The following is a 24,613-nucleotide window of genomic DNA, read 5'->3' on the forward strand; positions in this document are numbered from 1 at the left end:
CATGCCCGTCAAAGATTTTTCAGGCGATGCTTTTCCAACAAGGCGATCAGGATGCTCTGCGCCTGCTGGCGGTGTTGGCGGTGGCGTTCGCGTGCCAGATCAGGTTTCTGATCGCGAATGGCCTGAAAAACCACGCGATGGTCTTCGTTGGATTGCGTCGGCAACGGGCGAATAAACAAGGTTGACGCCCGCGCACGCCGGACCTGATCGCGCATCATGTCGACAATCATCTCGACCCGGCTGTTTTTGCCCAGATGAACCAGTTCGCCGTGGAACCGGTCATCGGCCTCCGCCCAGGCGTACAAGTCTTCGGCTGCAATTGCCGCATCCATGTCAGAAATCGCTGCGGCAAGCGCATGCAATTCCGCGTCGGAATACCCCTGACGCGCCGCACGTTCCGCCGCCAGGCTCTCCAACTCGGTCAGAACGTCATAGATTTCGCGCATATCACCAGGTGACACCGGCAGGATGCGCACGCCCTTGCGGGGTCTGACCTCCAGCAACCCCTGACTTTCCAACATCAACGCCGCTTCGCGAACCGGGGTACGCGACATGCCCAATTGCGCGGCCAACTCGCTTTCCAAATGGTCCGTTCCGGCGGCCAGATCCCCGGAAAAAATCATCTCGCGCAGGTCATGCAGGGCACGTTGCGTATTGGATATCGGTTTGTTGATCGTCACACTGTACCTAGTTCGATTTTCCGTCCATCCCGCGCCGACGTATAAATGGCCTCTTCGATTTCTATCACGCTGAGGTAATCCGCGGCCCGGTTCTCAAGATCTGTTCCGTCCAGAAGGCTTGAAATTACATGATTTTGCAAGGCATGAACGCAATCACCACCAAAACCCTGCCATTTATCTGCCGCTAAAATCTGCGTTTCAGCCCCGGTCCCGAAAGCACGCAGCGTCAGCGACCCATCGCCGCTCAGACAAAGCGTACCGTCGGTGCCTTCCACCAACGCTTCCCCCATGGTGCGGCGCAGATTATCAGCGGCATGATCCAGATGCCTGTTGCCATCAAAAAGACCCCGCGCACCGTTTGGAAAATCAAAGATGATATGGCCCGCATCCTCGCCGGCAATTGCCGGGTTGAGGCGCCGTAAATCGGCGTAAACCGCCGACGGCTCACCGAGCAAATACCGAAAGGTGTCGATCCAATGCACCGCTGTTTCATGCACCAGAAATCGCGGCATTTCTTGAAAATACGGCTGTCGATCCAGATAGGCATCCGGACCCTGACCATCGCCGGGGCGCAGCCGAAACGTGATCTGGTGCACCGCGCCGACGGCACCCGCTGAAAGCTGGTCTTTGATTGCGCGGTACCAGGGCTGAAACCGAAAGTTTTCGTGCACCACCAGATTGGTACCTGCTGCCGCCGCCTCAGCGGTAACAGCGCGCGCCTCAGCCAGATTAATACAAAATGGCTTCTGACAGATGATGTTTTTGATCCCGGACTTGAGCGCAGCACGGATCGTGGCCGCCTGTGCCGTAGGTGGCAAAATTACATCCAGAAGGTCAATTTGTGTAGCCGCCAGCATCTCATCAAGCTTGTCAAAAGCCGGCAAGCCTGTGGCCCGGGCGCGGTCAATGTCCCGATCACAGGCGCCAACCAATGCAACACGGGGCATCCTGGCCCAACTGTCATAGTGAAACTGGCTGAAATACCCCGCACCCACGCAGGCGACACGCAAGGGAACCGGCTGTTTCACGACACCAGCATGGCGTCAATGACGGCCTTGGCAACATCCGCCGTACCCGCGGTTCCGCCAAGATCGTGGCTGAGGCATGTGCCATCCGCGATCGTGTCTTCCACCGCTTGACGCAGGCGCACACCATCCGCACGTGCGTCAACGTTGCCATGTTTCAAACCCAGCCATTCCAGCATCATTGCGGCCGACAGAATCATGGCCAACGGATTGGCGGTGCCGGTGCCCGCGATATCCGGGGCGGACCCGTGGCAGGGTTGGAACACCGCGTGCGACAGCCCGATATCGGCAGACGGTGCCAACCCAAGGCCGCCAATCAGGCCCGCACCCAGATCCGAAAGAATGTCGCCAAAGATGTTTTCGGTCACCAGAACGTCGAAATCCCACGGTTTTTGAACCATCCACAGCGCGGTGGCATCTACATAGGCATGATCGGCCTGAAGCTCCGGGTGGCGGGCGGCCTCTGCATCAAACAGATCCCGGAAAAAGGCGAACGCGCGGAACACATTGGCCTTATCAACACAGGTGACACGCCCCGGCCCACGCCCATCTGATTTGCGCTGTGCCGCCAGATCAAAAGCGAAACGAAAGAGCTTTTCAGATGTATCTTTGGTGATCCGCAATGTCTCTCGGGCCTCAGTCTCGCTGACATCACCTTGGCCTTGCGAGTAAAACAATCCCTCAGTGCTTTCGCGGATCAGCACAAAATCAATGCTCTTGCCCGGTGGAATGGTCAAAGGGCAATGTCGCCCGCCCAAGACACTGACCGGACGCACCCCGGCAAAAAGGTCAAGTTCCTTTCGCAGGTCAATCTGCGGCGAAATTTCAGTACCGTCCGCATAGCGCACATCCGGAAGCCCCATGGCCGACAGCAAAATCGCATCTGCGCTTTTAGCCAGTTGCATGGATGCATCCGGGAAAGATTCGCCGGTACGCGCGAAATGCGCAGCCCCCGCGGGCGCGTCCGTAAACCCGAGGGAATACCCCGATGACACTGACGACAGCCGCAACAGAATTTCGACCGTCGGCGCCATGATTTCAGGGCCTATCCCGTCTCCTTGAAAAACCGCGATTTCGAAATTCTGGGTCATGTTGGCCTTCGTCCTTCTCACCCGGTTTGGCACATATTTTGGCAAAGGGCATCTTGTTATTGACAATGTATGCATTAATACATACGCAATTAAATACAATATAAAACGCACAATTTCTTGGGAGGAATACAAATGATGCGTCGTCTTGGAAAATTTGCAGCGGTAAGCGCGCTGATCGCCGGGTTGGGATCAGCTGTGACCGCACAAGAATACCCGTATCGCGACATCACAACTGCAGTCGTTTGGGGCGCAGGCGGCGGTACGGACAGCATCAACCGGATGATCATGGCAGAGATGGAAAAACACCTGCCCGTATCGATCAATGTCACGAACCAGACCGGTGGTGTGGCAGGATCAAACGGCATGGTCTACGTGATGAACCAACCCGATGACGGCTACACGTTGGTCGGCCTCTCGGAATCAAATGTGACAGCCGCTGTTCAGGGTGGATGGGACAAGAAATTCGATTTTTGGTATCCGTTTATCGTAGGCGGGTCACCGGATTTGATTTCCGTGCCTGCAGAAAGCCCCTACACATCGTTGCAAGAGCTTGTTGATGCCGCAAAGGCCGCCCCGGGCAGCATTCCCGCAGCCGCATCCGGTGCCGGATCGATCCATCACCTGAATCTGTTGGCGATCCAAAACGGATCGGGCGCTGAATTCAAATTCATCCCTTACAAAGGGTCTGCGCCTGGTCAGGAGGCGGCAATCGCGGGCGAAGTTGCCTTGGTTGTCACGTCTCTGGCCGAACAGGCCGCCCTGATCGAAGGGGGGCAACTCAGACCGCTCGCCATGCTGACACCTGACCCGGTGGAAATTGCTGGCAATCAGGTTCCCTCTGCCTTTGATCTCTACGATGGGCTCGACAAATATTTGCCGCTGAAACAAGCCATTGGCTTTGCCGTGCACACGTCCGCTTCCGATGATGTGAAATCAGCCCTGGGTGCTGCTTTCGAAAAAGCCATCGCGTCAGATACGGTCGCCGAATGGGCCGCAGCCAACAACTATGATGTCGGTGGTCAATATGGCGAAGAGGCCCAAGCGCTGTTTGCAAACCTGGAAAGCACGTTTGCCTACACCCTGAAGGATCTTGGCGCGACAACCGTCGATCCCACATCACTTGGCATCGAAAAACCCTGAGAACGCTTAGAAAATGAAACCGGGGGCGCTGTGAGTGTGCCCCCTTTTTCAGGGAAAATGACCACGTGTCCCACCCAAGCGATCATTTGATCCTGCGCGCGCGCGATTTCTGGACGTCATTGGTCCTGATCGCGCTTTCGCTGTTTTTCCTGTGGAAGACGTCCGCAATTCCGCTCTTCGGAGACAACCGCGCGGGTGTCAGCGGCGGCGATTGGTACACCTCCGCCGCCCTTGTGCCCTTCGGCCTCTTCGGTGGCTTGCTGATCCTGTCTTGTGTCCTTTTGGGCATCTCAATTCGCGCGGGCGGCGCAAAACACGCGCTTTCGTCGGTTGGCATCGGGTGGGACAGCACCGAAGCCAAACGTGTGCTTAGCCTTTGCGCCATCATGCTGGGCTTTATTGCGGGGCTGGTGCCACGCGTGGATTTCGTGATTTCTGCGGGCCTATTGATCACCGCATTGATCTACGGCTTCCGGCGGGCCGCGTCACGGCGTTTGCCCGTTGCAACGCTGGCCGTCCTTTTGCCCGCCGCCTATGCGCTGATCGCCAACACCGCACAATCAGAATGGAACCTGCACGACGATGACATCGTCACCCTCGCGGTCTGGATTTTGCTGACAGGAGTGGTGTTGTGGCAGGCTCACCACGAACCGGCCTTACGCATCATACCGTTCATCGCGGTGTTGGCACCGCTCATTCTGGTTTGCGCCATGGCATTCGGCTTCCGTCAAAACGTACCGGCACGGGGCGGGTTAATTTTTGCCCAAATTGAATACCACTACTACGTCACCCTTCGCCCTCTCTGGAGGCGGTGATGGATTTTGTGGTCGCGCAGCTTGCCGGATTTGGCGGCGCATTCTGGACGCTGATCATTGACCCGCTCAGCTACCTCTACATCATCCTATCCGTTTTTTTGGGCATCACGTTCGGGGCCTTGCCAGGATTGACGGCCACGCTGGCGGTGACCATCCTGACAGGTTTTTTTGGCAACAAAATTCCGCTGGATTACGCCCTGATCGCGCTGTTGGGGGCGTATGTTGGCGCGATCTATGGCGGCTCGTACCCCTCTATCCTGTTGAACATTCCCGGCACCGCGGCCAGTGCGGCCACAGCGATGGACGGATACCCCCTGGCCCGCGCCGGGCGCGGCGGTGAGGCGCTTGGCCTGACCACCACGGCAAGTTTTATCGGAACCCTGATCGGTACACTGGCCCTTCTAGTCTTTGTCTGGGCGCTCCTGCTGATTTCCAAAAACATCGCCAGCCCCGAAAAAGCCCTTTTGGCTCTTTTTGGCATCCTGCTCTCGGGTACGTTGATGAGCGAAGATCTCGTCATCAAGGGCTGGATGGCGGGCTTGGTGGGCCTTGCAATGGCAATGGTCGGTCTCGATCCGCTCCTGTCAGAACCGCGCTACACCTTCGGCTGGTCCTATTTGCTCAGCGGTTTTCAGGTTGTTCCGGTTCTAATGGGGGCCTTCGCCATTCCGCAGATCATTGAGGGGATGCGCCATGTCGATCTGGGCCAAATGGTTGCCCTCAAGGGGCGCATTCTTCCCAATCTCAAGACGGTACGCCGTTACCTGCCCACAATCGGCCGCTCCGGCGTAATTGGCACGGGCGTGGGTGCGCTGCCCGGCGTTGGTGAAGATGTGGCCGGATGGGTCAGCTACGGTGTTGGCAAATCTGTCAGCCGCGAGGGCCAGAAATTCGGCAAAGGCTCACTTGAAGGCCTCTTGTCATCGGAAACCGCCAATAACGCCTGCATCGGCGGCGCGATGATCCCGCTGCTGGTCCTTGGCATCCCCGGCTCACCCCCCGCCGCGGCACTGATGGGCGCTTTCAAGATCAACAACGTGATCCCCGGCCCCACAATCGACCCTGAGATCATCATGCGCGTTGTCGCGATCCTGATGCTGGCCAGCCTGACCATGTTCATCATGGGCCTGTTTACCGCCCGGCTGTTCATCCGCATTCTGAAAATCCCGCAAACCGTGTTTTTGCCGGTGGTTCTGGTGCTGACCACCATCGGATCTTTCAGTGTCGGCGGTGGGATCAATGACCTTTACCTGATGCTGGGCGTGGGATTTGTGGCCTATTTCATGAACCTTCTCAAATATCCCATCGCACCGCTTGTGATCGGTGTCATTTTGGGAGGACTTTTTGACGAAACCTTCCGGCGATCCCTGTTGATTTCTGATGGCGACATTTCGGTCTTTGTTTCCCGACCCGGTGCCGCGATACTATGCGCGCTCAACCTCGCGCTCATCCTGAGCCAATTGCCGTTCATAAAACGCGCCTTTGGACGTCTGAAAGGAGCTATCCACTGATGTATGCCGTGACTGTTCTGTTCCGAACCAAACCCGGCCTCATGCAGGATTTTCTGCCGCGTATGGTCGAAAACGCACGCCTGTCTCGCGAAACCGAACCGGGCTGTCAGCAGTTCGACGTCTGCAAAGGGGATGATCCCGACACTGTTTTTCTCTACGAGATTTATGATGATCGAGCAGCCTTTGACGCGCATCTGAAATCCGCACATTTTCTGGCCTTCGACGCGGCGGTTGCGGATATGGTACTGGATAAGAAACTCGACACGTATGACGAGGTCCTGCGATGAGCGACTGGCAGGTTTTTTCCGTAAAATACGCCGACAGAAACGCGCGCACACGCAGCGATAGCTTCATCTTTGACAACAATCATGATGCCCCGCATCCCATGGATTACTTCATCTGGGTGCTGCGCCGCGACGATCAGATCATCCTTGTCGATACCGGTTACGATATGCACGAAGCAACCTCGCGCGGGCGCCCGATCCGGCTGACCCCAACCGAGGCGCTGGCGCCGTTAGGCATCGATCCAAAGGCTGTCTCGCAAGTCATCGTGACACATCTGCATTATGACCATGCGGGCGGTCTGCATCTTTTTCCCAACGCCACTTTACACCTCCAGGCCGCGGAAATGGCTTTCGCGACCGGCCCTTGCATGTGCCATGACACATTGCGGATGCCCTATACCGCCGGGCATATTTGCGAAGCCATCCACCGGCTTTACGCGGGCAAGGTTACCTTCCACGACGGGGATGCCGAAATAACCGACGGCGTTACCGTGCACCGGATTGGCGGTCATTCGCGCGGGTTGCAATGCGTTCGGGTCAAAACAACCGCCGGCTGGTTGGTTCTGGCCTCGGACGCATCACATTTTTACGAAAACGTAGCCCATGGAAAACCTTTTCCGATTGTGGTCGATCTGCAGGACATGTTGGACGGGTTCGACAGGCTGCGCCAATTGGCCAGCGCGCCTCAGCTTATCATTCCCGGCCACGATCCGCTTGTGTGTCGTATCTTTGATGAAGGCCCCGCCGGTCACATCAACCGTCTGGACCACGGCCCCAACCAAGACATTACCATATGAAACTAGGCATCATCGCAGACGATTTTACCGGTGCCTCGGATATTGCACTGACCGTGGCCGAAGCCGGCATGTCAGTCGCGCAATTCATCGGCGTCCCGGACACGCCCCCACCGGCCGACCTGGCCGCCGGGGTCATCGCGCTCAAATCACGCACGGCACCTGTGGACGACGCCGTCACCATGTCGCTGGCCGCGTGCGACTGGCTGTTGGCTCAAGGTGCCACGCAGATTGTCTTCAAGGTCTGCTCTACCTTCGACAGCACACCGGCAGGCAATATCGGGCCGGTTCTGGATGCGCTGAGCACACACCTCAATGCCCCACGCACCATTGTTTGCCCGGCGTTTCCCGAAAACGGGCGCAGTGTCTTTCAGGGCCATCTTTTTGTGAACGACGTGCTGCTGAATGAGAGCGGCATGCAAAATCACCCCCTCACCCCCATGCATGACGCGGATTTGCGTCGCGTGTTGGCCGCACAAAGCCGCCACCCCATCGGGCATGTGCCCGCACGTGTCGTGATGGGCGGCCCTACGGCCATCGTCGACGCTTTGCCGGACAAGGGACATGTCATTGTCGACGCCATTCGCGACGCTGACCTTTGGGCCATTGGCCAAGCGGCTGCCTCGGAAAGTCTCTTATGTGGTGGCTCAGGCATCGCGCTTGGCCTGCCGAAAAATTTCGGCCATATGGCAACCACACCGACATGGGCACCGATCACAGGTCCGGGCGCGGTTTTATCGGGCTCTTGCAGCACAGCCACCCAAGCTCAGGTCCGGACCTTTTGCGCCCATGCCCCTCATATGGAAATCCGGGCGCGAGACGTAGTGAACGGCGACATCACGGCCGAAAAGGTGGCAGAGTGGGTTTTAACCCACCCCACGCCTCCCCTGGTGTATTCGTCCGCGGATGCGGAAACAGTACGCCGGGCGCAGGCCGAGTTTGGGGCCGAGACCGTGGCCCATAAGATCGAAGCTCTTTTTGCCGATCTGGCGCGTCACTTGGCCGAAAACGGTGTACGCAGGATCGTGGTAGCGGGCGGAGAAACGTCAGGCGCTGTCGTGGGCGGCCTGAATGCCCGCGTCCTTCGGATTGGGCCCCGCCTCGCGCCGGGCGTTCCGGTCACCAGCCTTGATCGGGACCTTCCGATTGCACTTGCGCTCAAGTCCGGCAATTTTGGGGGGCCAGACTTCTTTGCCGACGCCTTGGCCTTTATGGAGGGCAGCACATGAGCGAGATCACCAAACTGCGCGAGGACATCTGCACCCTCGCCAAATCCATGTTTGATCGCGGCCTGACCTGCGGCGCATCCGGCAATATCTCCGCACGGCTGTCAGATGGGTCTCTCTTGATGACGCCGACCGGCAGTTGCATGGGTTTTCTGGACCCCGCTCAAATCAGTCATCTGAGCACGGATTTGACATTGCTGTCAGGCGATCCACCGACAAAAGAAATCCCCTTACACACGGCCTTTTACGACACCCGCAGCACGGCCGGCGCAGTGGTACATCTGCACGCTACCCATTCCGTCGCCCTTTCGATGTTGCCAGATACGGACCCCGACAATGTCCTGCCACCCCTGACCCCCTATTCGCTCATGCGCGTGGGGCGGGTAAAGCTCCTGCCTTTCTTTCTGCCCGGTGACGCGGCGATGGGCGACGCGGTCCGCGGACTGGCGGGAAAACGATCCGCCGTGTTACTGGCAAATCATGGACCCGTTGTCGCCGGGAGCGATCTCTGGGCTGCTGTCTTTGCGATGGAAGAGCTGGAAGAAACCGCAAAACTTGCCATTCTGACCCGCGGTATGAACCCGAATATGTTGAGCGAAACGGACATCCAAGCGCTATCCACCCGGTTTGACTTCGAGAGCTGAAGATTCACAATACGGTATGGGCCATTCCCCTCAGCATCTGCGAAGAAACAGCACGGTTTGCATTCATAGAACGCAATTGTTAGCGTCGGCATTCTAGAACAATCGCCCGTTGGTTCAGCAATCCAAAACCTGCGCTGCATGGCAAAAAATAAACTGGGAGAAACTGGATAATGTTAGCATACAAAAACCTGAAGACGGCGGTTCTGTCCGCGGCGGTGATCGTCGGTGTCGGCACCGCAGCCATCGCACAGGACCTCAAATTCTTTACGATTGGTACCGGCGGCACGGCCTACACGTATTATCCAGTTGGCGGCGTGATCGCCAATGCGATCTCGAAACCACCGGGATCGCGCGAATGCGATGCGGGCGGTTCTTGCGGCGTCGAGGGGTTGATTGCCTCAGCCGTTTCCTCACGCGGCTCGGTCGACAATGTCAACGCCATCATCTCCGGCCTGCGGAATTCCGGCTTTGCCCAGTCTGACGTTGCTTATTGGGCCTATACCGGAACGGGCACGATGGAAGGCAAGGAACCTGCCACCGATCTGCGCACCATTGCCGCATTGTTCGAAGAGCACATTCACCTTGTCGCTCTTGCTGATAGCGGCATCAACTCGGTCGCCGATCTGAAGGGCAAGCGCGTGTCTCTGGATGAGCCTGGCTCGGGCACGTATGTCGACGCCAATCTGATCATGGAAGCGAACGGTCTGTCTGTGGATGACGTCACCGCCGAAGCCCTCAAAGGCGGAGCCGCATCGGAAGCATTGCGCAATGGCAAGATTGACGCGTTTTTCGTGGTCGCGGGATACCCGACCGGATCGCTGGTGGAATTGGCTTCGGCTGCTGACATCAAGCTTGTGCCCATCGATGGCGATGGTGCTGCCTCACTGACCGATAAATACGGCTTTTTCGCTGCCTCCGACATCCCCGAGGGCGCGTATGAAGGCGTCGGCACAACACCAACCGTCGCCGTTGGCGCCCAGTGGTTTACATCGGCCAATGAAGACGAAGAGCTGATCTACAACATCACCAAGGCGCTCTGGAATGAGCAGTCACGCAAATTGCTGGACGTGGGTCACGCCAAGGGCAAGACAATCACGCCAGATACGGCCCTGAATGGCGTTGGTGTGCCGCTGCACGCGGGTGCCGAACGCTTCTACAAAGAAGCCGGATTGCTGGAATAAGCAGGCCGTTTCCAACATCGCCCCGGGTTTCAACAGACGCCCGGGGCTTTTTTATTTTGGCATGGGGTGGGGAACATGACAACGGACACGCAACCTGAACTGACGCCAGAAGAACTGGCCGAAATCGAGCGCAAATTTGATCCTGAAACGGCGTTCCGCGCCACCGGCCTTCAGATCGGATATGTGATTGCGACAGCTCTGGTTGCGATGTCGGTTTACCATTTCTACGCCTCCGGATTTGCCCTGATCCGCGAGCTTTTGCACCGCGGCATTCATTTGGCGTTCGTGCTGGGGCTGGTGTTTTTGCTGTTCAGCTGGCGCAAAGATGCCAGCACAGAACCGCGCCGGGGTGGGTTCTATTTCCAGGGCGTCCCATTCCTTGATCTGGTGTTTTCCATACTCGCCGTCGGCGCAGCACTTTACCTGCCGCTTCTTCCGCCCGAGATCGTTGCAGAGCGGGTCGGCAACCCGTCACAATCCGATATCTTCATGGGCACAGCCTTGTTGGTTCTGACACTGGAGGCCACACGCCGGTCCGTCGGCCCCACACTGCCCATTATCGCGCTCTTCTTCATCGCCTTTGCTATTTTCGGCCCGTGGATGCCCGGCGCGCTGAAACATGGCGGCTCATCCTGGTTGGGATTGATCAACCATCTCTACATGACCAATCAGGGCATTTACGGCGTCGCCATCGGCGTGATGGCGCAATACGTTTTCCTCTTCATCCTGTTTGGCGTGCTGGCCATGCGGATCGGATTAGGACAGCTTTTTATCGATCTTGCGATGGTGATTGCCGGGCGCTATTCCGGCGGCCCCGCCAAGGTGGCAATCTTTTCCAGCGCCTTCATGGGCACGATTTCGGGCTCCTCGATTGCCAATACAGTGACCACTGGCGCATTGACGATCCCGGCCATGAAACGTGTGGGCTATCCCGCCCATTTCGCAGGCGCCACCGAGGCCACTGCCTCCACCGGCGGACAAATCACGCCACCCATCTTGGGCGCGGCGGCATTCATTATGGTCGAATATCTCGAGATACCTTTGCGAGATGTTCTGGCCGCAGCCCTTTTCCCCGCGCTTCTGCATTACTTCGGGATCTTCATCATGGTGCATCTTGAGGCCAAGAAACTGGGGCTTCGGGGCCTGCGCGCCGAGGAACTGCCCAAGGCGGCCATCGTGCTGAAACAGCATTGGCTCAGCATCATCCCGTTGGGCATTCTGGTCTATTTGATACTGTCGGGAAAAACCCCGGATTTTGCCGCCGTCTACGGCATCATTGCCTGTGTTGTGGTTGGGTTTTTAAACCCGGTCAATCGCCTGACATTGACGGATTTGTGGAACAGCCTCGCTTCAGGTGCAAAAAGTACGCTGGCTGTGGGCGCCGCAGCGGCCACTGTGGGTGTGGTTGTGGGTGTTGTTACGCTGACCGGCGTGGGTTTCCGGCTGGGTTATGTCGTCGTCCAAACGGCCACTGATATCGGCAGCTTTGTCGGGAGCATCTGGCCCCTGTCCTATTTCGCAATCGAACAATGGGCTCTCTTTTTCTCGCTCATCCTGATCGCAATCGCCTGCATCATCATGGGTGCCGGCATCCCCACCACAGCCACCTACATTATTCTGGTGGCCGTGGCCGCACCCGCCCTCGCACAGCTTCAGGTGCAACCGCTCGTCTCGCATTTTTTCGTGTTTTACTACGGTGTTCTGGCTGACATCACGCCCCCCGTGGCGCTTGCAGCTTACGCCGCGGCTGGCATTGCGGGCTCGAACCCGTTCAAAACCGGTAACACCGCATTCCGGCTGGGCATCGCCAAAGCGCTTGTGCCTTTTGTGTTTGTTTATTCGCCCGCACTTTTGCTGGTTGCGGATGGCTTCACATGGTGGGCTTTCACCGTCACCCTCTTGGGAGCCATGCTCGGGATTGCGTCCCTTGGCGTCGCGTTTTCCGGCTACATGATGGCCCCATTGCGAAACTGGGAACGATGGTGGGTCGGCCTGTTCTCGTTCCTCTTTATCGCGCCGGGTTTGACCACGATGGTCATGGGCATTTTGGCAATGGTGCCGATCATCGTCCTGCAACTTCGGCGCAAGAAAGGCCTAGCCTGAGCAACGCGGCTCAGGTCACGCCACCGTTGAAAGCCTAAGTCACCAATCGTTGCGTTCGTACGTTTCGGTTGTCTCATAACTTTCTTCAGCGCCATGATTTTCCGAAACCGGCTCTTCCATCACGTCATCATCCGAGGCGTCTGAACCGTCATCTTGTGTGGCTGCATCATCTGCCCAACCCGCATCACCACCCTCCGCATTCTCGGCATCCGCCATGAGCAATTCTTCATCAGATCCGTCTTCTGGCGTGGCATTCTCAACATCGCCAACATCAATCTCAAACGTTTCTGTTGTTTGGACCGTTTCGCCGTTGAACGCGGTATCCGTCACCGTGAATTCAGCCGAAATAGTACCCTCGAAGCCTGGGGGCGGCATGAATTCAACCAAATCCAGATCCCAGCCCGTCAAATCCAGATCAGAACCATCGGACACGACCGAATTTGACCCGCTTACCAAGATGGTATCCGCAGGCAAGCCGGACAGTGTGATTGATCCATCCGGTCCAACATCGTGGTTGACCAGTTGAACATCCAGAGTGCCATTTTCCGGGACCGCCAGTTCCGTGTCGGCCTGCACCAGTTCGCGGCCGTCAATGCCTGGCCCTTCCCATTCCAGCTTCAAACCGGCATGGCCATAGTTTTCAAAATATCGCACTTCGATGTCATGGGTGCCGGGTTCCAATTCTATTTCGCCCGAACGCGTGCGAAACCCATGCAAACCATCGTTATCAATGACCTCAATGCCGTTGACGAAGAGCACGACACCGTCGTCACCACCGAGGAAGAAATCAAATGTCCCACCCTCTTCGATGGTCACCTCACCGGTTATCCGTGCCCCAAACGTATCCTTAGAGCCATCTTCCCAAAAGGACTCGCGACTGTTGGTGTAATTGACCTCGCCCACCACTTCCTCATGGGTTGGTTCACCATCCCAATCGATCTGATCCAGACGATTAAGACTGTGATCCACATCAAAATAGCTGGCGCGAAAACCCGCCTGAAGATCGATGTCCGGTCCGGAAATCTCCGCTTGATCAACCGTAATATTCAGGTCCGTGGTCGTGACGGCTTTGTCGCCACCTTCATGGGTAACCGACGTCACCACTTCTGCATCGATATCGCCCGTAAAGTCGACCGGTGGCGTGATGTTCAACAGCGACGTATCCAGACCCGTAACATCTGCGGTGCCATCTTCGCCAACAGTTATGAACGCCTCACCGGCCTGCACTTCTGTACCCGGTGGCAAGCCTTCGATCACCTGGCTGAAAGATCCATCCTTTGGGGTCGACATATCTGTTGTCAGATCCACGGAAACAGGCATCCCATTCACGGTTTGCAAATCATCGACCGCTGGCGGTGTGAGCAACTCGCGACCATCCAAGCCCGGGCCTTCCCATTCCACCTTGAGACCGGCATGTCCGTGATTTTCAAAATACCGGACTTCGATCACATGTGTCCCGGGATCAAGCTCGACCTCGCCGGACCGTGTCCGGAAGCCATGCAAGCCATCGTTTTCGACAACTTCCTGACCGTTGATATACAAAACAACACCATCGTCCCCGCCGATGTGGAAATTGAATGTACCACCTTCTTCGATCTCGATGTTGCCGGTGATCTGAACACCAAACGTATCCGTCGAACCGCCTTCCCAAAACGATCCGCGGCCATTGGCATAGTCAATGTCACCGACCAGTTCTTCGTGGGTTGGGTCAGTTTGCCAATCCACATCATCAAGTTCACCTAGCCTGTGATTCACGTCGAAATAGCGGGCATGAAACCCGGTTGCCAACCCAACCTCTGGCACATCCATGACCGATACATCAAAGCTTTGGGTGACCGCCTGGCCGCCGCTGTCAGTGGCCGTGACATCCAGCGTCAATTCAGCCGCTTCATCACGGTTCAGACTCACGCCCTCCTTCAGTTTGACCTGCCCGTCGACCACTTCAAAACGTTCATCCGATACCGAAAAACTATGTGTGTCTCCAGCGTCTGAATCGGTCACCGAAATATGCCCAACCACGGCGCCATCGGTATTTTCCGCAACCGCATGATTGGATAACGACACATCGATCGGCGCTTCGTTTACATCCGTCACGGCAATGTCGAAGCTTTCGGTGTATTCTGCGCCCGAGGCATCCGTCACGGTTACATCCAGCACCAGCTCCGAAAGCTCTTCGTGATCGAGCGCGATGCCATCCTTTAGTTTGACATGCCCATCGACAACCTCAAACCGGTCATCTGACAGCGCAAAACTATGTGTATCGCCAAAATCGCCATCCACAACAGACAGCTTGCCAACAACGGCGCCTGCAGCATTTTCAGCAATGGATTGGTTTGAAAGATTTACGTCGCTTGGGGCCGAATTTTCAGGCTCAGCTTCCGCAACCGGCTCTTTGGCTTCCGGACCATCCTGCGATTCATTGTCTTCTGTAACCCGTGCTGCATCGGCGCGCGGACGCGGCGCGTCTTCTGCGTCCGGGGCATCCTGCCCAGCCATTGGCGCTGCGGAGGTTGGAGCGTCTGATCCATTGTCGCGCGCCACCTGCGCGTTACTCTCTTCTTCGGTGCGCTCCGTCGTCTTAGACGACGGTGTCAGCGCCGGTTCTTCGGCCGGACCATTGATGGAAGAGGTTTCGCTATTGGCCTGCCGGGCCTCTTCCGGCCCATCCTCGGATTGCTCCCCCTCAGCGTGATCCGGTGTAGAGGCATCCGGGGCAGAGCTGTCGACGGTAGTGCCTTCGTAGTCTTCGCCATAGTGCAACGTGCTGCGGCTGGTGTCTTCCGGCGCAAGCTCAGCAGATTTGACAGAGTCCGCTGCCGCCTTCTTCTTCAGATCATCCGATTCCGGCTGAAAATTTTCGGGCGAAACGTCTTCAAAATTGTCGTCTTGCATCACGATCTCCTGGCTCAAAAGCTCCGGAACTGTCTCGACCGTGAACGCAAAGAAAGACTTAAGATGACCAAACGATTAGCGGAGTATTCGATTAAACGTTAAAGCACCTTTTTTTGCATTTAAGGAAATGAGAAACCTTAACGCGCCATAAAACTCGGACGATTGTTGGAGTTTCATGTGTCACATACGGTGTCCTCACAAAGTTTGCCTGTGTCCCCGCCACGAATTGGCGCAACGACACTTGCCGCAACGCTTGGCCTTAATTTACTGGCGCTGGCGCTGCCACTGGTGGTGCTACAAGTCTTCGACCGTGTGATCCCTTTTGAGGCTGTCGAAACTCTGTCGTTCCTCTTTCTGGGCCTGTGCGTTGTCGCGGCTCTGGAGTTTGCGCTGAAATGGGGGCGGGCGATTCTACTGAGCAATAGGGCGGAACAATTTGAAACAAATCTGTGCAATTCCTTTGCCCATGCCACGCTGAATGCCGATCCTGAAACCTTTGGGAAAACCACGCCTGCCGCTCACATGGACAGGATGAGCGCCATCGCGCAGTTGCGGTCATATTACGGCGGGCAAGCGCGAATTCTGTCAATCGACCTGCCTTTTACCGTGGTCTTTATTTCGATGATTGCCTGGATTGGCGGTTGGTTGGTTCTGGTGCCACTGACCAGTATCGCGTTGCTGCTCATGTTCAAAATGGCGTTGACCAAGGCGCAATCCAGCGTTTTTGAGAAACGCAGGACACTTGATGGCCGACGTTACTCGTTTCTCGTCGAAGTCTTGTCGCAGATCAAAACGCTCAAATCCAATACGATGGAGCCGCAGATGCAGCGGCGTTACGAGCTTTTGCAACGCCAAACGGCCGACCTGAGCCATAACGTGATCCTGTTTTCCGGCTTCTCACAGACATTTGGCGCCTTGTTTTCCCAAGTGGCGGTCGCAGCTATGGGGTTGATGGGCGGCTACCTGGTGATCACCCATCATATTGGCATCGCGGAATTGGCGGCCTGTATGCTCCTCAACGGTCGCACCGTACAACCCATGCTCAAGGCGTTGGGACTGTGGGCACAATCGGAAAGTCTCGGCATGGCCAAGTCAAAAGTAACCGAGGCCTGCAACATCCCACAGCGCCCCAAAGCTCCGGCCTTGGTCGAACCAATCACTGGTCTCATCAAATTTGAAAAGCTGAGCCTCAAACACTGGATGCATGACGAATTTATCATCCAGAACAGCTCGGGTGAGATACAGCCCGGCACCTGCGTGGGCCTCACCGGACATTCCGGCGCCGGTACATCATCTTTCCATAAACTGCTCCTTGCGGAAATAATGGCGACATCCGGAACCATCACGATTGACGGCCAGTCTCCCGACACGCTTGTAAACGCGCGCGGGGTGGGCGGTATTGTTTATGCTGACCAAAACCCGGTCTATTTTGCCGGCACGGTATTGGAAAACATTTCGGCCTTCGGCGACGGGGACAGAATAGAAAAAGCACTGGAGCTGTCCGAACGGCTCGGCTTGCAGAAAATCCTGCATCGTTTGCCGATGGGGTACAACACGCCCATCCAGGACAGCCAAGCGTTGTTGCACAACCAAAATTTCCTGCAAGGCGTTACTCTCGTGCGGGCGCTTGCACTCAAACCAAGACTTTTGTTGTTAAACAACGCAACAACACCAATGGATGACGCGGCCACAGCCAGATTTCTTTCGGTTTTGCAAGCCCTTAAGGGCGAAACGACCATTGTCTTGTCTGATCCGGACCCCGCATTCATGCAGTTGACAGATGCACGGGTAGAATTGCGGTCCGACAAATCCACGCTGACAGACGCGTGGGACAAAGATCGGCAAGATGACCAAGAGATGGTCCAGACAGTTCCAAACGAGAGGGCCGGATAATGGAGAGCAGCCTTCCTTCAGCCATCTCGATCCTCGACAAAGCCATGTCGGCCGCCGGGTGGCACTCAAATCAAAATCGTCTGTTCGAGGCCGTCCCACATATGTCGGACCGTCTAAGCGCAGACGACATGATCAAAACATTGCAGAATTTGGGTGTTCCGCTTACCACCCAAGACTGCAAACTGCATCATATTACCGACAAAGATTGTCCCGCACTTTTTGTGCGGCAGACAGGTGAAATCATTGCGATTTTCGAGGTTGATGGCAAAAAAATCCTGTCCTGCACCATGGCGGAAACAGACCCGGTATGGCACGAGTTGCCAAACCAGTCAGGCTGCCTGATCCGCCTGGAAAGATTCAACAGCGCCCAAGAAGCGGCGGAAACACCGGGTTTTTCACAGATCTGTCGCCAATTCAGCGGGTTGATGCCGTGGCTTATTGGCGCCTCCTTCCTGTCAAACTTGGCAGGTTTGGCAACCCCGCTGCTTATCATGGTGATCTATGATCGTGTCATCCCTGCAGGATCCGTCGATCTGGTCCTCTCCCTGGTCTTGGCCGTGCTGTTGGCAGTATGTGCCGATTGCGGCTTTCGAATTGCCCGGACCAGTGCTGTGGCGCATATGGGGCGACGCACCGAACACCAGATGGGTTTGGCACTCTTTCGCAAACTGCTTGCACTGCCACTGGATCAAATCGAAAAGTCGGATGTCGAACAACAATTGGCGCGCTTCCGTCAATTTGAAAGCCTGCGGGACATTTTCAGCGGTCAGACCATGACAACGCTGCTCGATCTGCCTTTTATCGTGATATTTTTGGTGGTTCTGTTCATCTTGAATGCGACGGTCGCCTGGCTGGTCATTTGTCTCGCCGTCATCTTTGCCGGTGCTATTTGTCTGAATCTGCCGAAGCAACGGCAGTTGAACACCGTGGCGGCCGATCACAAGACCAAACTCCACAGCCATGTTTTTGAAATCACCGAAAAACAGCGCGCCATTCAGCGTCTGGGGCTTAGTGCGCACTGGCAGGACCAAAGCGCCATCCTTGCAAAACGCGCATCCCGCAGTGCCCAACAAGCCAGCAATTTCACACTTGTCTCCCAGTCATTTGGCCAAGGTCTGATGGCAATTGCCGGCATCGGCGCCGTCGCCATCAGCGCAATGTCAGCGATCAATGGTGACATGTCCTTTGGCGCGTTGATTGCCGTAATGGCTTTGGTGTGGAAGGTCTTAACCCCGCTGCAGGCGTTATACGCCAACGCGCCGCAAATTCTGGGTTTCCTTTCAAGCAAGCGCCAAAGCGACCGTGTTTTGGCGTTGAACGAAGAGGTTGTGCGCGGCATCGGTCAAAGCCATCAAAAAGCGTTCAGAGGTCAAATTACGTTGAACGGTGTGACGCACCGATATGACGCCACAACCGCGGCGGTTCTTTCGCAGGTTTCACTGGACATTCAGGCCGGGGAGTTTGCGATCATCTCAGGCGACAGCAACAGCGGTCGGGCCACAATGTTTGACCTGATTTGCGGGTTCCGTCAGCCCAGTCTTGGGTCAATCCAATTGGATGGGGTCGATGTTCGGCAAATCGCCGTGGACGACTTGCGGCGCGCCATCACGTATGAGCCCTCGCGCAGCGAGCTGTTTTACGGCACCATTTATCAGAATTTCCGCCTGGCGTCGCCCAGCATCACCGAAGAAGAGGTGACGACAGCACTTGAAGCGATGGACCTGATGGATGAGGTTACCACCTTCCCAGACGGTATTCATACGCGCCTGTCCGAGGCATTCCGTTCTTCACTGTCACCTTCCACCCTTCGGGCGCTGACTTTGGCCAGAAGCCTCACAAGAGAAGGTCCAGTATTGATGCTTCATCAGCCACTCGCCGGTCTGGACCAGTCGCGCAAAGAGGCGTTTGCCAAGCTGTTATCCGACCAAAAGGGCATACGCACCATCGTTGTCGCCACAAGCGAACCTGAGCTTTTGCAACTAGGGGATCGATTTATCTTCCTCGATCAGGGGCGCGTTGTGGCCAATGACACAGGCGCGGCAGGCTTCAAGAAATTATCGGCATTGAAATCCAAATCCGGAGGCCAGTAGCAGAATGGCACACCCATCCAACTCCTCAAAACCAGGCGTCTTCGCTAAGGCTGAAAACCGTGCGGCACAACGGGGTGCAGCAACTGCAAAAATCGTGGTCACGACCATTACATGCTTCATAATCGGAGCCATTTGGTTGGCAACCGCGACAACGGTTCCCGAACTGGTCCGCGCCAAGGGCGAATTGGTACCGGTAGGCCTTTCGCAACAGGTGCAAGCGCCCGAACAAGGCATCGTTGTCACGGTGCTGGTCGACGAAGGGCATATCGTTGAAAGAGGTCAAGTGCTCGCAGAATTAGCGTCGGCGGAACTGGACCAGTCGCTTGCGGATGTTCAGCAAGAAATGTTTTCCTTGCAAACGCGGCTCAAAAATTTGCGGGCAATCATCGGGGCCACGCAACATGGCGAGGCGCTCTACATTCAGGCGAACGCGGCAACCGACGGGATCGATATGACCTATGCAACCGCGCAGTTGGACCTATTTAATGCCCAACAAAACGTACAGTTAACCCTGTTGAAGCATCACAAAAAAACACGCGCCACCCTGATGAACGCCTACGAGCTAACAACGCAACGGGTTCAAAGCCGCCATGAGCGGGTCGCCCATGCCACTTCGCTTTTCAAAAATGGCCTGACGCCGCGGCGCGATTTGGACAATCAGCGAGACGGGCTGGATCAATTGCAAGCCAATCTGATCGAGATTGAGATACGACTGGCGCAAGCCGGAAAGGACATGGCCAGTACGCAGGCCGCAATGGACCAAAACCGGATTGCGTTGCTTGAGACCGCCAACAAGGAAGTCTTCGAACTGCAGGACCGCATCGACATTCTGACCGGCCAGCTGGAGGCTTTGACGGCACGGCGAGACGCCCTCCGGATTCGCGCGCCCGAGCCCGGTTACATTCACGCTGTCGGCTATCCAAACAAGGGCGAAGTGATCGCGGCAGGCACCACTTTGTTCGAATTGATGCCCACCGGACCGCAATTGGTCGCACACTTGGAAATCGATCCTGTCGACATTGGCCATATCAAACGCGGGGACAGCGTCGGTTTGAAATTCGACACTTTTGATGCCCGGCGATTTGGTCAAGTGAACGGAAACATCGCCAGCATCTCGCCCACCTCGGTAATTGATGAAGCCACGGGGATGGGACATTTTCGCGCAACCGTCGCACTCGACAGCGGGTCAATCGGTCAGGGTGTCTGGCAACGTCAATTGCACGCCGGAATGGGGGCATCAGCAGAAATCGTGACCGATGAAAGAACTGTATTGGCGTATCTTCTGAAACCGATAAACCGCTCGTTGCAAGATGCGTTCGGCGAAAGATAGCACATCACCTGGTGTGCGGCGCCGCTAACCGCCCTTCAGGCGTGCCAATAAAACAACTTCGCTGTCCGGCTTGATCGGCGTGAACCAGCTGTCGTTATAGATGCGCCCGTCGATGGCGACCGACACGCCACGATCCAACTGAGGACGCAGGCCGGGATACTTCCCGGCCAGTCCATCCAAAAGCTCACGCAGCGTACTGGCGTCGATCTCAACTTCGGTCTGCGCGTCCGTCATGGCCGCCAGCGATCCCCAAATCTTAACCTGGACCATCGCTGGCACCTTTCCTCAGCTTTTCTGCACTGCGTCCAGAACTTTAGGCGGCGACATCGGCAGCGCCGTCAAACGCACCCCAGCGGCTTCGGAAACCGCGTTGGCAACCGCTGCCAATGGCGGGACGATAGACGTCTCCCCCACACCGCGCACGCCGTAGGGGTGACCGGGATTGGGGATTTCCAAAATAACCGTGTCGATCATCGGCAGATCCGACGCTACGGGGATACGGTAGTCCAAGAACCCGGCGTTTTGCAGGATACCGTCATCACCGTAGATGTATTCCTCGTTCAAGGCCCAGCCGATGCCCTGCACCGCACCCCCCTGAAACTGCCCTTCGACATAGTCAGGATGTACTGCCTTGCCCGCATCCTGGAACACTGTGTAGCGCAGGATTTTGACGGCACCGGTATCGGGATCAACTTCCGTATCAACCATATGGGTCGCAAAGCTCACGCCCGCACCCTCAGGGTTCGCCTCGTGGTGACCGGCAATTGGCCCTCCGGTGTTTGAGGCAACAGCGGCAATGTCCTTTAGCGTCATAGGGGGATGCTTACCCGCATTGGGGCCGGCTGGATGCGCCGCACCGTCTTCCCACTTCACCGCATCCTCTTCGATGCCCCAAACCATCGCTGCGCGTTTACACATTTCACGTTTGGCGGCCCGTGCGGATTCGATCGTGGCGAGACCAACAGCAAATGTGACCCGGCTGCCATCCGTGACCTCGTTTTGGCCCAATGATCCGGTATCCGCCACAATGGTGCGAACCTGTTCGTAGGGAATGCCCAATTCTTCGGCCGCCATCATCGACATCGATGCGCGCGATCCGCCAATATCCGGGTTGCCCTCGGATACGGTCACGGTGCCATCCGGCGTGATGTTCAGGGTCACGCATGTATCACCGCCAAAGTTGAACCAGAAGCCACATGCAACGCCGCGCCCCTGATTTTCACCCAATGGTGCTTTCCAATGGGGATGGTCTTTGGCCGCCCGCAGCGTGGCCTCGAGCCCGATCGCTGGGAAAGTCGGGCCGTAAGACGCCTTTGTCCCTTCGCGGGCCGCATTTTTCAGACGTACCGCCAAAGGATCAAGATCAAATCCTTTGGCCAGTTCGTCAATCGCACTCTCCACGGCAAAGGCTGCCATTGGCGCGCCGGGCGCACGATATGCTGCCTGTTTGGGTCGGTTCGTGACCACATCCCAGCCGATTGTCTTAACGTTTTCAAGATCATAGGGCGCAAATGCCGACATCGATCCGAATTCGACGGGCGAGCCAGGATACGCCCCGCCCTGATATCGAAGCTCAGCGCTCGCAGCGGTGATCTGGCCGTCCTTAGTCATGCCAATGCGCACATCAATCGAGCTTGACGCGGTCGGTCCCGTGGCGCGCAGCACCTCCGAGCGGCTCATCACCATCTTGACGGGACGTCCGGTTTTCTTGGACAGCGCCAGCGCAACAGGCTCCAGGAACACAGTGGTTTTGCCACCGAAACCGCCACCAATTTCCGACGCGGTCACGCGCAACTGGCCCTGTTCCATGCCCATGATCGCCGCGCAAACGTTACGCACCATGTAGTGCCCTTGCGTGCAACACCACAAATCGGCCTGCCCATCGGGACTCATTGACGCCAGACAGGCGTGAGGCTCTATATAACCCTGGTGTGTCGCCTCGGTCCGGTAGGTGCGTTCCAGCACGCGGTCGGCCTTGGCCAAACCCGCCTCGACATCACCGTGGCCAAACTCATAGCGCGCCAAAACGTTGGCCGACATGCCCGCAGGAACCGTTTCGTTCGCCCGACCTTCATGCAAAACGGGCGCATCTTTTTCCATCGCTGCGTCCACATCCGTGACATGGGGCAACACATCGTAGTCAACCTTGATCAGCTTCAGCGCTTTCTTGGCAACCGCCGCATCATTGGCCGCGACACCGGCGACCGCATGGCCGTCATACATGGCCTTGTCGCCCGCCATGCAGTTGTCAAGAATGTCAGCGGTGAAGTCATCATCGGTGATCTCATTAAAATCCGCGCGCGTAACGACAGCATGCACACCGGGCAACGCCTCGGCAGCCGACGTATCGATGGATTTGATCCGCGCATGGGCGTGGGGTGACCGCAGCACCCGCGCGATCAACATACCCGGCGCGCTGATATCCGCGCCAAAACGCGCCTTGCCCGTTACCTTGTCAATCCCGTCAGGTCGCTTGACCCGCGTCCCGACGACTTTGAATTCGCGTGTTTGATAAAGCTGTTTGTCATCAAGTGCCATCAGGAGGCCTCCCGCATTTCCTGCGCCGCGTCCATTACGGCCCGAATAATCTTATCATACCCCGTGCAGCGACAAAGATTGCCCGCCAACCAATAGCGTGTTTCTTCCTCCGTCGGATCCGGGTTTATTTCCAAAAGTGATTTTGCCGCCACCAGGAGACCCGGTGTGCAGATGCCGCACTGAAGGGCCGCATGTTCAATGAATTTGCGTTGCAGAGGGTGCAGGTTTTCACCTTCCGCCATGCCTTCGATGGTACCGATCTCGCACCCTTCGGCCTCCGCGCCCAAAACAAGGCAGGAACATACAAGCCGACCGTTCACCGTGACGGAACATGCCCCACAATCGCCCGTGCCGCAGCCTTCCTTGGCGCCGGTCATGCCCAGACGGTCGCGCAATGCATCCAGCAGCGTTTCATCCGCCTCACACAGGAATTCTGTAGGATCGCCGTTGATCGACGTCGTCACATGGATCTTGCTCATGCTGCACCTCCAGCGCGGTTCTTGGCAATAATGGCGGCACGTCGTCCCAAAACACCGGCCACATGGATGCGGAAATCAACAGTACCGCGTTTGTCATCAATTGGTGACGCTGCGGCCGAACAGGCGGCCGCCAACGCATCAAGCGCGGCATCGTCCAATGTGGTGCCGATAATGGCATTGGCCGCGTCGTCGACCAGCAATACCGTGGGCCCTACAGCCCCCAAGGCCAAACGCGCGTCTGTGCAGGTGCCATTTGCATCCAACGTCACAGACACGGCACACCCCACGACAGCAATGTCCATTTCGGTGCGCGGAATGAAGCGCAAATACGCATCCGATGATCTGTCCGGACGCGGTGGCAAAACGATTGCCTCGATCAGTTCACCTTTGGTCAGCGATGTTTTCCCGGGCGCCGTCGGAATGTCCTGAACCGGTACAACGCGCGTTCCCTTCGGTCCCGCGATATGCGCCATGGCGTTGGCCGCGACCATTGCTGGCACGCTATCCGCGGCGGGCGATGCATTACACAGGTTTCCCGCCATGGTGCAGCGTCCCTGAATTTGCGTAGAGCCGATCAGGTTCGTGGCTTCGACAACACCGGGCCAATCCGCAACCAGATCCGTGTGTTCCCCCATCTGGGCGCCGGATACCGCCGCGCCAATACGCCACCCATCGTCGCTTTGAGTGATCTGGCCAAGCGCATCAATGCGCTTGAGATCCACGACCGTGTCAGGATCGGCCATATCCGATCTCATCCGCACCAGCAGGTCGGTACCGCCAGCTAAAATTCTGCAGTCGCCGGAATGTTCCGCCAATGCGCTGACAGCTTCATCAACTGTCGTTGGGGCCAGATATTGCATGATACGCCTCCGTCAAAATTGAATGGGCTCTTACTTG

The 24,613-nt window shown here is 56.8% G+C and carries 20 protein-coding genes; 12 read left to right on the forward strand and 8 right to left on the reverse strand.

Features of this window, described 5'->3' with window-relative positions; translation table 11 throughout:
- Window positions 1-8: 8 nt before the first annotated feature.
- Genes ACZ1HJ_RS01575 through ACZ1HJ_RS01585 form a run of 3 tightly spaced genes read right to left on the reverse strand, consistent with a single transcriptional unit; the run spans window position 9 to window position 2,796 of the window.
- A complete protein-coding gene (locus tag ACZ1HJ_RS01575; RefSeq protein ID WP_472720618.1) occupies window positions 9-680 on the reverse strand; it encodes a GntR family transcriptional regulator in 672 nt (223 codons plus the stop codon).
- Window positions 677-1,708 carry a Gfo/Idh/MocA family protein gene (locus tag ACZ1HJ_RS01580; RefSeq protein ID WP_472720619.1) on the reverse strand — a complete coding sequence of 344 codons (1,032 nt, stop codon included), beginning with the start codon at window positions 1,706-1,708 and terminating at the stop codon, window positions 677-679. Before ACZ1HJ_RS01580 ends, ACZ1HJ_RS01575 begins: the two co-directional genes overlap by 4 nt.
- Entirely contained in the window at window positions 1,705-2,796 is a 1,092-nt protein-coding gene (locus ACZ1HJ_RS01585) for an isocitrate/isopropylmalate dehydrogenase family protein (RefSeq protein ID WP_472720620.1), read from the reverse strand. The genes ACZ1HJ_RS01580 and ACZ1HJ_RS01585 overlap by 4 nt, the downstream gene beginning before the upstream one ends.
- A gap of 132 nt (window positions 2,797-2,928) precedes the next feature.
- Between ACZ1HJ_RS01585 and ACZ1HJ_RS01590 the strand changes: the two genes are divergently transcribed.
- From ACZ1HJ_RS01590 to ACZ1HJ_RS01630, 9 genes are all read left to right on the forward strand, one after another.
- The gene (locus ACZ1HJ_RS01590) at window positions 2,929-3,936 is read left to right on the forward strand and encodes a Bug family tripartite tricarboxylate transporter substrate binding protein (protein WP_472720621.1); all 1,008 of its coding nucleotides are present in this window, start codon (window positions 2,929-2,931) and stop codon (window positions 3,934-3,936) included.
- 65 nt (window positions 3,937-4,001) lie between these two features.
- Window positions 4,002-4,751 (forward strand): hypothetical protein, encoded by a 750-nt coding sequence (locus ACZ1HJ_RS01595; protein ID WP_472720622.1) that lies wholly within the window; start codon window positions 4,002-4,004, stop codon window positions 4,749-4,751.
- On the forward strand, window positions 4,751-6,262 hold the full coding sequence (locus ACZ1HJ_RS01600; RefSeq protein WP_472720623.1) for a tripartite tricarboxylate transporter permease: 1,512 nt from the start codon (window positions 4,751-4,753) through the stop codon (window positions 6,260-6,262). The genes ACZ1HJ_RS01595 and ACZ1HJ_RS01600 overlap by 1 nt, the downstream gene beginning before the upstream one ends.
- A complete protein-coding gene (locus ACZ1HJ_RS01605; RefSeq protein ID WP_472720624.1) occupies window positions 6,262-6,549 on the forward strand; it encodes a putative quinol monooxygenase in 288 nt (95 codons plus the stop codon). Before ACZ1HJ_RS01600 ends, ACZ1HJ_RS01605 begins: the two co-directional genes overlap by 1 nt.
- On the forward strand, window positions 6,546-7,343 hold the full coding sequence (locus ACZ1HJ_RS01610) for an N-acyl homoserine lactonase family protein (RefSeq protein ID WP_472720625.1): 798 nt from the start codon (window positions 6,546-6,548) through the stop codon (window positions 7,341-7,343). Before ACZ1HJ_RS01605 ends, ACZ1HJ_RS01610 begins: the two co-directional genes overlap by 4 nt.
- Complete coding sequence (otnK, locus tag ACZ1HJ_RS01615; protein WP_472720626.1) at window positions 7,340-8,569, forward strand: 3-oxo-tetronate kinase; 1,230 nt, start codon at window positions 7,340-7,342, stop codon at window positions 8,567-8,569. The genes ACZ1HJ_RS01610 and otnK overlap by 4 nt, the downstream gene beginning before the upstream one ends.
- On the forward strand, window positions 8,566-9,210 hold the full coding sequence (gene otnC, locus ACZ1HJ_RS01620) for a 3-oxo-tetronate 4-phosphate decarboxylase (protein WP_472720627.1): 645 nt from the start codon (window positions 8,566-8,568) through the stop codon (window positions 9,208-9,210). Before otnK ends, otnC begins: the two co-directional genes overlap by 4 nt.
- 170 nt (window positions 9,211-9,380) lie before the next feature.
- On the forward strand, window positions 9,381-10,391 hold the full coding sequence (locus tag ACZ1HJ_RS01625) for a TAXI family TRAP transporter solute-binding subunit (protein WP_472720628.1): 1,011 nt from the start codon (window positions 9,381-9,383) through the stop codon (window positions 10,389-10,391).
- Between the two features lie 75 nt (window positions 10,392-10,466).
- A complete protein-coding gene (locus ACZ1HJ_RS01630) occupies window positions 10,467-12,494 on the forward strand; it encodes a TRAP transporter permease (RefSeq protein WP_472720629.1) in 2,028 nt (675 codons plus the stop codon).
- A 39-nt stretch (window positions 12,495-12,533) separates the two neighbouring features.
- Here ACZ1HJ_RS01630 and ACZ1HJ_RS01635 read toward each other — a convergent pair whose 3' ends face one another.
- Window positions 12,534-15,386, reverse strand: a complete 2,853-nt coding sequence (locus tag ACZ1HJ_RS01635; RefSeq protein WP_472720630.1) for a PA14 domain-containing protein — start codon at window positions 15,384-15,386, stop codon at window positions 12,534-12,536.
- A gap of 210 nt (window positions 15,387-15,596) precedes the next feature.
- Between ACZ1HJ_RS01635 and ACZ1HJ_RS01640 the strand changes: the two genes are divergently transcribed.
- From ACZ1HJ_RS01640 to ACZ1HJ_RS01650, 3 genes are read left to right on the forward strand one after another with little or no spacing between them, the layout of a single operon-like run.
- Window positions 15,597-17,279: an ABC transporter transmembrane domain-containing protein gene (locus ACZ1HJ_RS01640; RefSeq protein WP_472720631.1), complete on the forward strand. Its 1,683-nt coding sequence runs from the start codon at window positions 15,597-15,599 to the stop codon at window positions 17,277-17,279.
- Window positions 17,279-19,369 carry a peptidase domain-containing ABC transporter gene (locus ACZ1HJ_RS01645; protein WP_472720632.1) on the forward strand — a complete coding sequence of 697 codons (2,091 nt, stop codon included), beginning with the start codon at window positions 17,279-17,281 and terminating at the stop codon, window positions 19,367-19,369. Before ACZ1HJ_RS01640 ends, ACZ1HJ_RS01645 begins: the two co-directional genes overlap by 1 nt.
- Before the next feature lie 4 nt (window positions 19,370-19,373).
- Window positions 19,374-20,699, forward strand: coding sequence for an HlyD family type I secretion periplasmic adaptor subunit (locus ACZ1HJ_RS01650; RefSeq protein WP_472720633.1), 1,326 nt, complete (start codon window positions 19,374-19,376; stop codon window positions 20,697-20,699).
- 24 nt (window positions 20,700-20,723) lie between these two features.
- On the opposite strand, the gene ACZ1HJ_RS01655 is transcribed toward ACZ1HJ_RS01650, so the two are convergent.
- From ACZ1HJ_RS01655 to ACZ1HJ_RS01670, 4 genes are read right to left on the reverse strand one after another with little or no spacing between them, the layout of a single operon-like run.
- Entirely contained in the window at window positions 20,724-20,969 is a 246-nt protein-coding gene (locus ACZ1HJ_RS01655; protein WP_472720634.1) for a MoaD/ThiS family protein, read from the reverse strand.
- Window positions 20,970-20,984: 15 nt separating this feature from the next.
- The gene (locus ACZ1HJ_RS01660; protein WP_472720635.1) at window positions 20,985-23,237 is read right to left on the reverse strand and encodes a xanthine dehydrogenase family protein molybdopterin-binding subunit; all 2,253 of its coding nucleotides are present in this window, start codon (window positions 23,235-23,237) and stop codon (window positions 20,985-20,987) included.
- Window positions 23,237-23,716 carry a (2Fe-2S)-binding protein gene (locus ACZ1HJ_RS01665; protein WP_472720636.1) on the reverse strand — a complete coding sequence of 160 codons (480 nt, stop codon included), beginning with the start codon at window positions 23,714-23,716 and terminating at the stop codon, window positions 23,237-23,239. Before ACZ1HJ_RS01665 ends, ACZ1HJ_RS01660 begins: the two co-directional genes overlap by 1 nt.
- The gene (locus ACZ1HJ_RS01670; protein ID WP_472720637.1) at window positions 23,713-24,576 is read right to left on the reverse strand and encodes an FAD binding domain-containing protein; all 864 of its coding nucleotides are present in this window, start codon (window positions 24,574-24,576) and stop codon (window positions 23,713-23,715) included. Before ACZ1HJ_RS01670 ends, ACZ1HJ_RS01665 begins: the two co-directional genes overlap by 4 nt.
- Window positions 24,577-24,613 lie beyond the last annotated feature (37 nt).

It is taken from the genome of Roseovarius sp. JB2-10, assembly GCF_055693585.1.

Excerpts from the sequence above, each read along its gene's own strand:
- ACZ1HJ_RS01585 (WP_472720620.1), bottom strand. The coding sequence starts at position 2,796 with ATGACCCAGAATTTCGAAATCGCGGTTTTTCAAGGAGACGGGATAGGC.
- ACZ1HJ_RS01590 (WP_472720621.1), top strand. The coding sequence starts at position 2,929 with ATGATGCGTCGTCTTGGAAAATTTGCAGCGGTAAGCGCGCTGATCGCC.
- ACZ1HJ_RS01600 (WP_472720623.1), top strand. The coding sequence starts at position 4,751 with ATGGATTTTGTGGTCGCGCAGCTTGCCGGATTTGGCGGCGCATTCTGG.
- ACZ1HJ_RS01605 (WP_472720624.1), top strand. The coding sequence starts at position 6,262 with ATGTATGCCGTGACTGTTCTGTTCCGAACCAAACCCGGCCTCATGCAG.
- ACZ1HJ_RS01610 (WP_472720625.1), top strand. The coding sequence starts at position 6,546 with ATGAGCGACTGGCAGGTTTTTTCCGTAAAATACGCCGACAGAAACGCG.
- otnK (WP_472720626.1), top strand. The coding sequence starts at position 7,340 with ATGAAACTAGGCATCATCGCAGACGATTTTACCGGTGCCTCGGATATT.
- otnC (WP_472720627.1), top strand. The coding sequence starts at position 8,566 with ATGAGCGAGATCACCAAACTGCGCGAGGACATCTGCACCCTCGCCAAA.
- ACZ1HJ_RS01625 (WP_472720628.1), top strand. The coding sequence starts at position 9,381 with ATGTTAGCATACAAAAACCTGAAGACGGCGGTTCTGTCCGCGGCGGTG.
- ACZ1HJ_RS01630 (WP_472720629.1), top strand. The coding sequence starts at position 10,467 with ATGACAACGGACACGCAACCTGAACTGACGCCAGAAGAACTGGCCGAA.
- ACZ1HJ_RS01635 (WP_472720630.1), bottom strand. The coding sequence starts at position 15,386 with ATGCAAGACGACAATTTTGAAGACGTTTCGCCCGAAAATTTTCAGCCG.
- ACZ1HJ_RS01645 (WP_472720632.1), top strand. The coding sequence starts at position 17,279 with ATGGAGAGCAGCCTTCCTTCAGCCATCTCGATCCTCGACAAAGCCATG.
- ACZ1HJ_RS01650 (WP_472720633.1), top strand. The coding sequence starts at position 19,374 with ATGGCACACCCATCCAACTCCTCAAAACCAGGCGTCTTCGCTAAGGCT.
- ACZ1HJ_RS01655 (WP_472720634.1), bottom strand. The coding sequence starts at position 20,969 with ATGGTCCAGGTTAAGATTTGGGGATCGCTGGCGGCCATGACGGACGCG.
- ACZ1HJ_RS01660 (WP_472720635.1), bottom strand. The coding sequence starts at position 23,237 with ATGGCACTTGATGACAAACAGCTTTATCAAACACGCGAATTCAAAGTC.
- ACZ1HJ_RS01665 (WP_472720636.1), bottom strand. The coding sequence starts at position 23,716 with ATGAGCAAGATCCATGTGACGACGTCGATCAACGGCGATCCTACAGAA.
- ACZ1HJ_RS01670 (WP_472720637.1), bottom strand. The coding sequence starts at position 24,576 with ATGCAATATCTGGCCCCAACGACAGTTGATGAAGCTGTCAGCGCATTG.